Annotated in this window: 9 protein-coding genes; 3 read left to right on the top strand and 6 right to left on the bottom strand. The window is 70.9% G+C overall.

Annotation, left to right across the window (positions count from 1 at the left end; translation table 11 throughout):
- Positions 1-237 precede the first annotated feature (237 nt).
- Together ACFOY2_RS16675 and boxC are read right to left on the bottom strand one after the other, a co-directional pair.
- A complete protein-coding gene (locus tag ACFOY2_RS16675) occupies positions 238-981 on the bottom strand; it encodes a hypothetical protein (RefSeq protein ID WP_379528931.1) in 744 nt (247 codons plus the stop codon).
- Between the two features lie 291 nt (positions 982-1,272).
- Entirely contained in the window at positions 1,273-2,946 is a 1,674-nt protein-coding gene (gene boxC / locus ACFOY2_RS16670; protein ID WP_379528930.1) for a 2,3-epoxybenzoyl-CoA dihydrolase, read from the bottom strand.
- A gap of 163 nt (positions 2,947-3,109) precedes the next feature.
- Here boxC and ACFOY2_RS16665 point away from each other — a divergent pair, with 163 nt between their 5' ends.
- Positions 3,110-3,958, top strand: a complete 849-nt coding sequence (locus tag ACFOY2_RS16665; protein ID WP_379528929.1) for a PaaX family transcriptional regulator — start codon at positions 3,110-3,112, stop codon at positions 3,956-3,958.
- A 57-nt stretch (positions 3,959-4,015) separates the two neighbouring features.
- Here ACFOY2_RS16665 and ACFOY2_RS16660 read toward each other — a convergent pair whose 3' ends face one another.
- Entirely contained in the window at positions 4,016-4,558 is a 543-nt protein-coding gene (locus tag ACFOY2_RS16660; protein ID WP_379528928.1) for an ATP-binding protein, read from the bottom strand.
- 414 nt (positions 4,559-4,972) lie between these two features.
- On the opposite strand from ACFOY2_RS16660, the gene ACFOY2_RS16655 reads away from it, so the two are divergent.
- Positions 4,973-6,007 (top strand): helix-turn-helix domain-containing protein, encoded by a 1,035-nt coding sequence (locus ACFOY2_RS16655; protein ID WP_379528927.1) that lies wholly within the window; start codon positions 4,973-4,975, stop codon positions 6,005-6,007.
- Positions 6,008-6,031: 24 nt separating this feature from the next.
- Here the strand turns inward: ACFOY2_RS16655 and ACFOY2_RS16650 are convergent, their stop codons facing one another.
- From ACFOY2_RS16650 to ACFOY2_RS16640, 3 genes are all read right to left on the bottom strand, one after another.
- A complete protein-coding gene (locus ACFOY2_RS16650) occupies positions 6,032-6,871 on the bottom strand; it encodes an SAM-dependent methyltransferase (protein ID WP_379528926.1) in 840 nt (279 codons plus the stop codon).
- A gap of 89 nt (positions 6,872-6,960) precedes the next feature.
- Positions 6,961-7,908, bottom strand: coding sequence for a hypothetical protein (locus tag ACFOY2_RS16645; RefSeq protein WP_379528925.1), 948 nt, complete (start codon positions 7,906-7,908; stop codon positions 6,961-6,963).
- Positions 7,905-8,852: a helix-turn-helix domain-containing protein gene (locus ACFOY2_RS16640; protein ID WP_379528924.1), complete on the bottom strand. Its 948-nt coding sequence runs from the start codon at positions 8,850-8,852 to the stop codon at positions 7,905-7,907. Before ACFOY2_RS16640 ends, ACFOY2_RS16645 begins: the two co-directional genes overlap by 4 nt.
- 115 nt (positions 8,853-8,967) lie before the next feature.
- Between ACFOY2_RS16640 and ACFOY2_RS16635 the strand changes: the two genes are divergently transcribed.
- Positions 8,968-12,801, top strand: coding sequence for a S8 family peptidase (locus tag ACFOY2_RS16635; RefSeq protein ID WP_379528923.1), 3,834 nt, complete (start codon positions 8,968-8,970; stop codon positions 12,799-12,801).
- The last annotated feature ends 15 nt before the right edge of the window (positions 12,802-12,816 follow it).

The raw sequence follows: 12,816 nt of genomic DNA, 5'->3' as shown, positions 1-12,816 counted from the left end.
ACGCGCGCGTGAACCGCTGTCGCCATTGCCGTCCACCGGCCTGGGCGATCCTGGAAGCTCAGGAGTTGGCAGGCGGATCAACGCGGTGGGCAGACCGATAGCCATGGTGCCCCCCTTCATGGAATGTCCTCGGGTTGGGCGCCGGGCGGCTGCGCGTCCCAGCGCGCGGGCCATCCACCCCCACTTACCCCCAACCTCTTCAGGAAACCCCCTTTAAACCACTTGCGACCTGAGGTCTTACTTGAGGGACAGCAGACGGCGCTTGAAGGTCGGATGCTTGGTCTCCCAGTATCGCCAGCCCTCCACCCGGGCGGGCACGTTGGCGATGCCCCTGGCGACTTCGACCTCCCGGCACGTGCCGACCACCGACCAGGCCGACCAGCCGACGCGGTACCCGAACACGCGGTACCACATGTTGCCGTACATTCCCTTTTTGACTTCCCGCGTGTATTCGTGACCGCTGAAGACCATGTGCCGCTCCTCCAGGTGCGGCAGGCCCAGCCTCCTCAGCCGCCTGACCACCTCACTGGGGGTGAACTCGGCGGTGGGGGTGGACTCGGCGGTGAACCTGGTCTCCCTCTGCTGCTCGCGCTCGGTTTCGATGAACGCCACCACCTCGTGTTCCCGCGTGACCGACACCGTCATCGAGCCGCCGGGGCCGTCGATGTAGCGGGTGCGGGGGAGGAAGAAGTTGCGCGGCGAGACCATATGGATCCTGAAGAACGTGCGCGGCGAGCACCGTCCGTGACCGATGTCGTGGTGGTGGAAGTGGTGACGGCGGCGGCGGCGCTCCCTGTTTTCGGTCTCGTTCTCGGCTTCGTTCTCGTTCTCGGCCTCGGGCTCGGTCTCCGGCTCCGCCTCGGGCTCGGTCTTGGTTTTGGTCTTGTTCTTGGTGTCCGGGTCGGTGTCCGCGCTCGCCCCCGGCACCATGCAGGCGACCATCGCGACGGAAAGAGAGCCGCGCAGGGTCAGCGTGGCCATTCTTCTCATCGTGGCGCACGCCTTCGACCGGGCGGTCGGGGTTCCTGTCTCCGGGCGGCGAATGGACGTGGACATATACCGTTCCTTTGCGAAGGCGACGCGTGGCTCGCGACTTGTGCGCCGGGCCGGGAGCGGCCCGCTCATGCCCGCCGAGCGAGCCGACAAGATCGGTACGATGGTTACAGTTACCGCGACTCTCTTCACATCGCCACGCCGAACCCGAATTCCCCTTACTGGGGCAAGAGCCGGTGAAAAAGTGTCAATATCGGGGTCGCGTCCTGTTAATTATCGTCAGACGCGTTTGAGGTCGTAGTCGCCCTTTCTACCGGTGCCGTAGCGGCGCAGAGCGCCGTCGGGGCCGGAGGCGTTCGGGCGCACGAAGATCCAGTTCTGCCAGGCGGTGAGCCGGCCGAAGATCTTCGTCTCCAAGGTTTCCGGGCCGGCGAAACGGTGGTTGGCCTCCATGCCGGTCAGCGCGTCGGGCGACAGCGAGGCGCGCTCTTCCAGCGCGATGCGCACTTCCTCCTCGAAGTCGATGTCGTCGAGCGCCATGGTCACCAGGCCGAGCCCGGCGGCGGCCGCGGCCTCCAGCGGCTCGCCCAGCCTGGCCCGCACGGCCGCCAGGTCCGCGTCGTGGCCCCAGAACCGTGACCCCAGCCGGGACAGGCCGTTGCCCATCGGGAAGAGGCCGTCGTTGGACGGGGTGAGGACGATCGCGGCGGGCGCGGCGTCGTCGTCGCGGTCCTCGTAGACGCCCTCCAGCATGTACTGCCGGTCGGCGGCCAGGGCCACCTCGGCCAGCAGTCCGGCGAAGGCCGTGCCGGGGTCGATGACGGCCACGAGGCTGCGGCTGGTGACGTCGAGGCGTTTGAGCGTGCGCTTGTAGTAGTGGCGCACCTCGTTGACGAACCAGTCGCCGGCCGACTCCATGAGCTGGGCGTCATGGGCCAGCACCCGTTCCGGGTCGCCGATCGCGCGCAGGACCCAGATGCCGAGGTCGGGCTCGTTCGTGCGCAGGTGCAGGATCAGGTCGTCGAGGGCGCGGGTCATGGCGAGCGACCAGTAGGCGGCGCCCTGGGCCGCCGGGTCGCTCGGCGGGCCTTCGCGGGGGCCCGACACGGTGATCTCGACCAGGTGGTTCGTCCGGTCGAGGTGCGCCGTCACGTACGGATATGTGATGACATCGCCCTTGGCGACGCGGTCGAGCGGCGTCAGGCTCACCCCCTGGGCGTCCGAAGGCCGCCGGGACGCCGCCACCGCCGTCTCGGCGCGCCCGGCCACCTCGGCGGCGAAGGCGTTGCGCGGCACGGCCGCGTCCACCAGCCCCCACTCGACGGCCGTGGCGCCGCGTACGCCCTCCGGCCTGGTCGCGAACACGTCGGCGCGGTCCTTGCGCACGTGCCGCTTGTCCACCACCCGGGTCAGCCCTCCGGTGCCCGGCAGCACGCCGAGCAGCGGCACCTCGGGCAGCGAGACGGCCGTCGAGCCGTCGTCGACCAGGACGATCTGGTCGCAGGCCAGCGCCAGCTCGTAGCCGCCACCGGCGGCGGTGCCGTTGAGCGCGGCGATCCAGGTCTGGCCGGAGTGCTCGGCGGCCTCCTCGATGGCGTTGCGGGTCTCGTTGGTGAACTTGCAGAAGTTCACCTTCCACGCGTGCGTGGACTGGGCGAGCATGCGGATGTTGGCCCCGGCGCAGAACATCCGGTCCAGGCCGCCGGTCAGCACGACCGCCTTGACGCCGGGGTGCTCGAAGCGCAGCCGCTGGACGACGTCGTACAGCTCGATGTCCACGCCCAGGTCGTAGGAGTTCATCTTCAACTCGTAGCCGGGCACCAGGCCGCCCTGCTCGTCCACGCGCAGCGTGAGGGTGGCCACCGGCCCGTCCACCGCGAGGCTCCAGTGGCGATAGCGATCGGGCGAGGTCGCGAAGCGGACCATGGGCGGGGTTTGTGCGGTGATGGTCAAGGCGTGCTCCGATCGCTGCGACCTTCCCTATTATTCGACGCGACTACGGTGTACCGTCAAGAGTTTGTAGCGCTTGTCTCATGGGGCGCGCGGATGGCACGGTGAACGTGCGCCGCCTGGCAGAATTCGCGTCACGACCGTGTCGAACGACAGGAGAGCAGACGTGGCGGCCGAGCCCTCACAGCGCCCGCGCGAGAAGACGTCCGCCGGCGCCCGTTCGATCCTGCTCACGGTGCTCGGCGAGTTCGTGCTGCCGCGCAGGGGCGAGGTGTGGACGGGCACCCTCGTCCACGCTCTCGGGGCCCTCGGCGTGGAGGAGAAGTCCGCCAGGCAGGCGCTGTCGCGCACCGCCGCCGAGGGCCTGCTCGACTCGGAACGCCACGGCCGCAAGGTGCGATGGAACCTGACCGGGGCCGGCGACCGGCTGCTGCGCGAGGGCACGGAGCGCATCTACGGCTTCATGCGCCGCCCGCACGCCTGGGACGGCCGCTGGCTCGTCCTCACCGTCGGCGTGCCCGAGACCCAGCGCCGGCTCCGCCACCGCCTGCGCACCAGGCTCACCTGGCTCGGCCTCGGCTCCCCCGCGCCCACGCTCTGGGTCGTCCCCGACGCCTCCAAGGAGGCCGCGGTCCGCGAGGTCGTCCGCGAGCTCGACCTCACCGACCGGGCCTTCGCGTGGACGGGCCCGTCGGCGGACGTCGGCGATACCACCAAGCTCATCACGGCCGCCTGGGACCTCGACGACGTCGAGAAACGCTACGCGACCTTCATCGAGCGCTTCGACGGCCTGGCGGTGGCCTCCGGCCGGGAGGCGTTCGTCAACCAGGTGCTGCTCATCCAGGAGTGGCGGCGTTTCCCCTTCCTCGACCCCGACCTGCCCGCGGAGCTGCTCGACCACGCCTGGCCTGGCCCGCGGGCCGCGGCCGTCTTCCACGATCTGCACAACCGCTGGCACCGCCGCGCCCAGAGCGAGTGGGACCGCATGGACGAGGAAGCCGCCGCCCGCCACTGACAATTCCCACCACAACCTCGTCGCTGCCATCACGCCAGATGTAGCGGAAATATCCGCTCAGCCGTCGGCCGCCCGCTCTTCCCGCCCGGGTGAGGTGAGGGCGCGCACGGACACCTGGAACCCGTATTCGCACCAGGGACCGTCCGCGCCGGCGCCGTTGTGGCCGGCCATGTCGCAGATGCGGCACGCGGAGCGGCCGGGCACGACGGTCGCCGGCCGGCGGTGCATGTGCAGGGTCAGCCGCGACCCGGCGTCGGTCTGCTCCAGGCAGATCGCGTCGCACAGATGCTGGACCAGCCACAGCCCGAAGCCGTGCGAGGCGGTCGGGTCGAGGGTGGCGCCGGCCAGGTGGTCGCGGGTCAGCCCGCCCGCGGTGTCGAGAACCTCGACGTCGATCGCGTCGCCGGCGCCGCGCACGACGAGCCGCCCGCCCGCGCCGCCGTGGTCGAGCACGTTGGTGACCGCCTCGTTGACGGCGAGCACCAGGTCCGCAAGCCGCCGGCCGCTCAGCCCGACGCGCCGGCCGCAGGTGTCGACCAGCTCCCGGACCAGGGCGAGGTCAGCGCTGATGGGACAGCACCGGTGAAATTCCTCGCTCATGACCGTCTCGCCTGCCGGAAATCGGAGAAGGGGTACGCGGGCGCCTGTCAGCTTCCCTCGCCGTCACCTCGGCAAACAGCGGAACCCCGAACGCGCTGGTAAGCGTAACAAAAACCGGGCCCCGGCCGCAGTCGCCCCGCCCGCGCGTGTTTCACCCCGTCCTTCACCCGGGGCACGTACAGTCGCGGTCCCCGGCTCAGCGCGGCGCGGGGCCGTCGGGCGTGAGCGCCCGGTTCGGCCATACGTCTCCTGTGCCTTCAGCGGCCTGCTTCAGTCAAGCCGGAAAATGCTTCAGCGGCATTTCAGCGGCATTTCAGCGCTCAGTGGGAACATAGCGTGAGAAATGCAGAAATAGATGACATCGGGGGTTCAAGGTGGGCTTTATTCATTTTTATTGCGAAGGAACCTAGCCGCGTGTATCACGTGGACAGTCTCGTCGAGCGCAAGGCCTTCCAGGGGTCCCGGGGGCTGAACGACGACCGCTGGCACGAGCAGCTCTGGAAGGCCATGAGGTGCCAGGTCGCGGTCGAGCACCAGGAGGGCCCGTTCACCCTCGAGGCCGGCATGGACCTCGGGCTGGTACGGCTGGAGGTCAAGCGGCTGCGACCGCTGACGCTCACGCGCCCCCTCGAACCGCCCCCGCTGCTGGAGCACGAGGTGGTCCAGGTCGTCGCGCTGTTGCGGGGCACCCTGCGGGTCGTGTGGGGCGGCAGGCACAGCGAGATGGGCGTCGGCGACCTGTACGCGCACGACTTCGCCCGCATCCGGGAACTCACCATCCCCGGGGGCGGCGAGCCGGAACCGGTCGTGATGGCCCTGGCCACCATCCCCAAGCCGCTGCTTCCCATGTCCGCCGGGCAGATGGACGCGGTCCTGGGCCGGGGGCTGCCCGCCGCCGACGGGGTGGGCGCCGTGCTGTACGGCTTCCTGCGCGACCTGGCCGAGGCGCGGCGGGCCCTCAGCCCTTCTGACGGACTGCGGCTGGGGATGGTGCTCATCGATCTGGTGTCGGCGTTCTTCTCCGCCACCGTCGAAACCGATCCCATGCCCCTGCCGGGAGCCGGGCGGCAGGCGTTGACGGTGAGCATCCAGACGTTCGTCCTGCAGAACCTGGACGACCCCGAGCTCACGCCCCACTCGATCGCCGCCGCCCACCACATCTCGGTCAGCTACCTGCACCGGCTCTTCCAGGACCGGGGCGAGACGGTGTCGGCGTGGATCAGGAACCACCGGCTGCGTCGCGCCCGCCGTGACCTGGCCGACCCGGCGCTCGCGACGGTCCCCATCCACGTCATCGCCTCACGCTGGGGGTTCAGCCATTCCTCGGCCTTCAGCCGGGCCTTCCGCATCGCCTACGGGGTCTCGCCACGGGACTTCCGCGCGCAGGTGCTGTCAAGGGCGATCAACGAGTCGCTGCGGACCAGCGCCATGGACGACCTGGACCTTTAGCGCGACAGGCCGGGAGCGCCGGACTCAACAAGTGAGGCGGGCGGTGAAGAGCCAGCCGGGACCCGAACCGTCCCTGGCCGGGTCGAAGGCGGGCGGCGCCGGACGGCCGTACTGCGCGGCCACCTCGTTCACCTCCCGCACCTCCGCCGTCCATCCCCGCCCACGCAGCCAGCCGCCGAGATCCTGGCGGGGCCCGCCCAGCCAGAGGTCGACCAGGTCCGGGGAGAGCGCGGCCCTGGATTCGCGCAGCACGGGACTGTCGGGGGCGTGGTCGGCGGCCAGGACGCTGCCGGGGGCCGAGAGCCGGCTCACCCGGTCGAGCAGCACGTCGGCGGCCTCGGGCGGCAGGGCGTACAGCATGCCCTCGGCGAGCCAGGCCGTCGGCCGCTCCGGTGAGAACCCGGCCTCGCGCAGCGCGCCCGGCCAGTCGGTGCGCAGGTCGGCGGGGACCTGCACGTGCTCGCACAGCGGCTCGGCACCCTTGAGCACGCCCGCCTTGAACGCCAGCACCTCGGCGAAGTCGATCTCGTAGACGCGTGTACCGGCCGGCCAGTCCAGCCGGTACGCGCGCGCGTCCATCCCCGAGGCCAGCAGCACGACCTGCCCGCACCCCTCGGCCGAGGCCCGCAGCAGCGCCTCGTCGAGGTAGCGGGTGCGTACCGCCACCTGTCCTGCCAGCACTTCGGCGAAGCCCGCCCAGCCGGAGGGCGCCTTCTCCCAGTAGCCGTCCCCGGCGACGGCTTCCACGAAGCGCTCGGCGTACGGGTCGAGGAAGAGATGGTCGGGGCGGGCGCTCTCCAGGGCGCGCAGCGCGGCGACCACGACGGCGGTCTCGCCGATGCCGTCGAGGGAGGTCGGGTTCATGAGATCCTCCAAAAAAAGAATGTTCCTTTTGTTTGGAGTCTGCTCCCCGGCCCCCGACCTTGTCAACGGGGCTCAGGAGGCGGGCATGGCTACTCCCTGGCCAGCGCGGCCAGCAGCCCGGCCTGGAACCGCGTGCGCGCGCCGAGCCGGCCCATCAGCTCCGCGATGCGCCGCTCGGCCGTACGATGGCCGACCCCGAGCTGGCGGGCGATGGCCTCGTCCGTGAGCCCGGACAGCAGCAGGGCGATCAACCGGGCGTCGTCCCTGGCCGGGTCGCGGGCCGAGGTCAGGCCCAGGGGCAGAGCCCGCTGCCAGAACCCCTCGAAGAGCCTGATCAGCGCCTCCAGCAGCCCCGACGGGTGGATGACGAGCGCCGCGACCGCGTCGGCGGGCTCGTGGCTGAGCAGCAGCAGCGCGAGTTTGTCGTCCACGATGTAGAGCTTCATCGGCAGGCTCGGCAGCACTCTGGCCTGCTGGCCGGCCTCGATCATCTCGTCGATCAGCCGCAGCGCGCCGGTGCTGGCCACGAAGTCCTGCTCGTAGATCATGCGGCTGGAGATGCCGCGCTCCAGCAGCTCCCGCTGCGCGGCCACGCTGCCCAGCCGGTCGAAGTACGGCCGTTTGGACAGGCTGCGGAGCTGCCGCCGGGCCGCGCGCTGGATCTGCGCGTGGCGCTGCTCGACCGCCCGCTGACCGGTGACGACCTCGACGACGACCGGCGGCGTACGCTCCCTCGCCCGTTCCTGGAACGCCTCTTCCAGCTCGCGGGCCCGTTCCCTGGCCTTGATCAGCTCGCGTTCCGCGGCGAGCAGGAGCACGTCGAGCGCGACGTCGGGGGCGACGGCGGTGTAGCGGGGCGGCGGGCCCGGCGTGACGCCGAGCAGCCCCTTGGCCTCCAGGCCTGCGAGCAGGGGGACCAGGTCCGGCCTTGGCCAGGCCGCGGCGAGCCGGTCGAGGGTGGCCGGCGAGCGGTCGAGCAGCACCTCGTACAGGGCCTCCTCGTCAGGGCCGAGCCCGATCGCGCCGAGCCCGCTCACGGCTCGGCCAGCCAGCCGCGCATGACCACCTGGTAGCCGGCCTGGAACCTGGTCTGCGCGTCGAGCCGGGTCATCATGGCGCGGACGTGGCGGCGTACCGTCCGGTCGCTCCAGCCGAGGTGCGCGGCGATGGCCGTGTCGCTCAGCCCGGCGGCCAGCAGCGGGAGCAGGTCGCGCCTGGCCTCGGCCGCGCCGGTCGCCTCGGCCAGGCGGCCCCGCCTGACGTGCAGCGGCGCCGCCCGCTCCCAGTACATCTCGAACAGCTCCGACAACGCGCCGAGCAGGGTCGAGTCGTGCACCACCAGCGCGGACTCCACGGCGTGCTCGTCGTGCCGCAGCGGCAGGATCGCCATGGGGTGGTCGCTGAGCACCAGCTTGACCGGGACTTCGCCGACCCTGGCCTGCTCGCCCGCGCCGAGGTAGCCGATGATGGTCGCCAGCGTGCCCGGCGCCTCCACGGCGCGCCGGTCGTACAGGACCCGGTACTCCACGCCGCGCGCCAGCAGCTCGAACTCGACGGCGTTGCCGGCGGCCCCGGTCGCGTACGGGGGCGCGTCGAAGACCCTGACCTGCCGCCGCGCCTCGCGCTGGAGCCGTTCGAACCGCCGGCTGACGGCTTGTCTGCCCATGACCACCTCGACCAGGTTGGCCGAATCCTGCTCGGGCGCGGAGCGGTGGAAGCGCGCGGCGAGCTGGGCGATGCGGTGCCTGGCCTCGGTGAGTTGCTGCGTGCGGGCCTGGATCAGCACGTCCAGGGCGAGTTCAGGGGAGACGGCGACGTACCGGGGCGGGTCCCCGGGCAGCCGGGTGACCAGTCCGAGCTCTTCCAGGCGGGCGGCGGTGGCGGTGTCGTGTCCCAGCTCGGCGAGCGTGGCGGGCGAGCGTTCCACCAGCGCCGCGTACAGGGTCTGTGCCGCGGATGACAGCCCGATGACCTCTAACATGATCACAGCATGTCCTCTTTCCGTCTATGACGGGAATAGGACAAGATTTCTCCTTCCGCGACTTTACTGCGATCTGTCATGGTTCCCGGGGATTTGATCACCACCGAGGAGAACCATGATCCGTCGGTTGCTTGCCACGTTGGGCGTGCTGCTTTCCACCGGAATGGCCGTTCCGACCTCGACTGCCCCTCCGGCCCCGCCACCTGCCGCGCCGATCGCCGGCATCGGAGGCCAGGGCCCGAAGAAGATCACCCTGATCACCGGGGACGTGGTGACCTACACCACCGGCCCGGACGGCAGCCCGCAGCCCCAGGTCGAGCCGGCCAAGCGGCCCGACGGGAGGCCGGTGTCCTTCATGTCCGTCCGCGAACGGAACTCTTACTTCGTCTACCCCACCGACGTGATGGACCTGCTGTCGGCGGGCCGCCTGGACCGCGGCCTGTTCGACGTGGCCTACCTGGCCGACAACGGATACGACGACGCCGAGAGCGCCGGCCTGCCGGTGATCGTGCAGGGCGCGTCCGTGCAGCGCATTCGCGCCGCGGCGCGCCCGCTGTCCAGCATCGACGCCTCCGCCGTGAAGGTGGACAAGAAGGACGCCGGGACGTTCCTGTCCGCGCTCGACCTGGCTCGGGCGGGGAAGGGCAAGGTCTGGTTGGACCGCAGGGTACGGGCCACGCTCGACGAGAGCGTCAAGCAGATCGGCGCGCCGGAGGCGTGGGCGGCCGGGCTGAGCGGCGAGGGCGTCAAGGTGGCCGTGCTCGACACCGGCGTGGACGCCGAGCACCCCGACCTGGCGGGCCGGATCGCGGCCACGGCCAACTTCACCTCGGAGACGAGCGCGCAGGACGGCCACGGCCACGGCACGCACGTCGCCTCCATCATCGCGGGCAACGGCGGCCGCTACACCGGCGTCGCGCCCAAGGCCTCGCTGCTGGTGGGCAAGGTTCTCAACAACCGCGGCAGCGGCTACGAGTCCGAGATCATCTCCGGCATGGAGTGGGCGGTCTCCCAGCAGGCCCGGGTGGTCAACATGAGCCTCGGCGGCTGCTGCCCCGGCCCTGACAGCCCGACCGACCAGGCGCTGGAGCGGCTCAGCAAGGAGTCGGGGGCGCTGTTCGTGGTGGCCGCGGGCAACGACACGGCCAGCCGGACGATCGGCTCGCCCGGCACGGCGCCGTCCGCGCTGACCGTCGCCGCGGTGGACGGGGCCGACAAGACGGCCTCCTTCTCCAGCAGGGGGCCCACGGCCGTGAACTACGGCCTCAAGCCCGACCTTTCCGCGCCCGGCGTGGACATCGTCGCCGCCCGCGCGCGCGGCACGTCCATGGGCGCGCCGGTGGACGACACCCACACCAGCGCCTCGGGGACCTCGATGGCCACCCCGCATGTCGCCGGCGCCGCCGCGCTGCTGGCAGGCCAGCATCCCGACTGGAACAACGCCAAGCTCAAGGCCGCCCTGACGAGCACCGCCAAGCGTAGCGAGGCGGGCGCCTACGAGCAGGGCGCCGGGCGCGTGGACGTGGCGCGCGCCGTCAAGCAGCGGGTACGGGCGGAGGGCAGCCTCGACTTCGGCTTCCTGTCCTCGCCGCAGAGCGGCCCGGTGACCAGGCCGCTCACCTACGTCAACGACGGCGACCAGCCCGTGACGCTGACGCTGAGCACCGGCGTCACGGCCCACCGCGGCGGCGCCCTCCCGAAGAGCACGCTGTCGGTCGACAGGAACACGGTCACCGTCCCCGCGCGCGGGAGCGCGCAGGTGACGGTCACGTTCGACCCGAAGGGGCCCGACACCTGGTACGAGGGCTTCGTCCAGGCCTCGGACGGCCAGACCCAGGTGAGTTCGGCCGTCGGCGCGTTCGTCGAACCGAAGAGGCTCACCGTGCGCACGCGACTGGTGCTGCCGGACGGGGCCACCAGCCCGACGGAGATCCCGTGGATGCTGCTGCGGACCGACGACCGTGACGACCTCGTCTCCGTCTACCTTCCGCCGTCGGGCGCCGAGAGCGAGACGGTCGTCTACCCCGGCACCTACAGCGTGATGTCCGCGCTGGCCTGGCGGGGCAGGAACGGCGAGTGGGTCCAGTCGCTGCCCGCCGACCCGGAGATCGAGATCACCGGGGACACCACGGTCACACTCGACCTGCGCAAGGCGCGCGAGGTCTCGGTGCGCACACCGCTCCCGAACGAGGTCAACCGCTCGCAGTACGCCTTCAAGCGCATCGGGGCCACGGGCGCCTGGGGCGAGGTGTCGTCCGCCTATCCCGTGTACGGCCTGGACAACTACGTGCTGCTGCCCACGCGCAAGGTCACCCAGGGCAGCTTCACCCTGGCCGGCCGCTACCAGCTCGGCGCCCCCGCCATCACCATGAAGGTGCGCGGCGGGCCCGCGATCGAGCCGCGCTACCTGGACGTGACGCCGGAGACGCGCAAACTCGACGGGCGCAGCACGCTCACGCTCGTCGACGCCCGTGACGGCCGCGACTTCAGCCGCCTGGACGTGCGAGGCAAGCTCGTCCTGCTCGACGTGTCCGACCTCTGCCCGTCGATGGCCTGCTCGGGCAACGCCCTGGACCGGGTCAGGGCCGCCGCGCAGGCGGGGGCCACGGCGGTGCTCGGGTACGGGGCCGTCAACCGGGCCTTCCTCGACCCGGCGGGCTCGTGGCCGACCTACCCCGTGCCGACCATGAGCCTGACGGCCGAGCAGGGCCGCGCGCTGTCCGCCCTGGCCGCCCGCAGGACGGTGACGGTCAGCGCCGACGGCACCGCGTCGACGCCGTACCTGTACTCGCTGGTGCTGCCCGAACTCGGCCGGATCCCCTCCAACCTGAGCTACTCCATCGGCGCCAACCGGCTGCAGAAGATCAATGACCGCTTCCACGCCGACCGGCCGGGCATGGCGGAGCTGAGCACGCAGGCGTCGATCTCGACCCGGTCAGGCCGATACTCCACCCCCGCGTCGATGGAACACCGGCAGCGCTCGCAGACCACCCTGACCGAGTACGTCGGCCCCGTCTCCCCCGACGTCCTCTGGAACCGCACGACCACGATCACCTACGACGAGGGAACGGAGTACCACAGCAAGACCGCGATGCAGGTCCCCGCCAGGAACGTCTTCACCTCCGCCGGGACGCGGACCGAGGCATGGGGGAAACAACCGCGGGTGCCCGGCAGCCTGGTCGTCTCCGACGAGGTCTACGCCATCGGGGCCGCGGAGTGCTTCCCGTGCCGGATGGGTGAGATGTTCATGCCGATCGTGCCGGTAGTGGGGCCGGAGCCGAACCACGGGGAGACCTTCACCTACGCCGCCAACGGCTCCAGCGACAAGCACGGCGGCAGGGACGAGCTGCGCCTCTACCGTGATGGTCAGGAGCTCCCGCTGGTCGAGGCCAAGGCCGTGCTGGGGATCGTCGCGTTGACCGTGCCGACGTTCACACTGCCGCAGGCCGAGACCCGCTACCGGATGACGGACTCCTTCCGCACCCCGCACCCGCTGCAACGGTACGCGAGAGACGTCGAGAGCGCGTGGACGTTCAAGAGCAAGCAGCCGACCGGCGGGATAACCTCGATGAACGGCGGGCTCTGTCTGGGCTGGTTCGTGACGGGCAAGGTCGAGCCCTGCGAGACGACCAGGCAGCTCAACCTGCGCTACGACGCGCCGCTCGACCTGGACAACCGGCTCAAAGCGGGCGTCGCACACCGGATCCGCGTGACCGGCTACTACGGCACGTTCGGGCGCAACGACGCGAAGCTCACCCAGCTCAAGGTCTCGGTCACCTTCGACGACGGCGCCCACTGGACGCCGGTGCGGGTTTCGTCGGGGCAGGCGACCATCACCCCTCCGCCGCTGGCCCAGACGACCGGGACGGTGGGGATCAGGGCGCAGGCCACCGACGCCGAGGGCAACACGGTTGAGCAGACCGTCCAACGGGCGTACGGGCTGAAGTAGATAATCCGGGCATGG

The organism is Nonomuraea purpurea (assembly GCF_042650645.1).
Lineage (GTDB): Bacteria > Actinomycetota > Actinomycetes > Streptosporangiales > Streptosporangiaceae > Nonomuraea > Nonomuraea purpurea.
This window is presented reverse-complemented; position numbering and strand designations above follow the sequence as displayed.

Coding starts and splice junctions, on each gene's coding strand:
- ACFOY2_RS16660 (WP_379528928.1), bottom strand. CDS start 4,558: ATGAGCGAGGAATTTCACCGGTGCTGTCCCATCAGCGCTGACCTCGCC.
- ACFOY2_RS16650 (WP_379528926.1), bottom strand. CDS start 6,871: ATGAACCCGACCTCCCTCGACGGCATCGGCGAGACCGCCGTCGTGGTC.
- ACFOY2_RS16675 (WP_379528931.1), bottom strand. CDS start 981: ATGGCCACGCTGACCCTGCGCGGCTCTCTTTCCGTCGCGATGGTCGCC.
- ACFOY2_RS16640 (WP_379528924.1), bottom strand. CDS start 8,852: ATGTTAGAGGTCATCGGGCTGTCATCCGCGGCACAGACCCTGTACGCG.
- ACFOY2_RS16635 (WP_379528923.1), top strand. CDS start 8,968: ATGATCCGTCGGTTGCTTGCCACGTTGGGCGTGCTGCTTTCCACCGGA.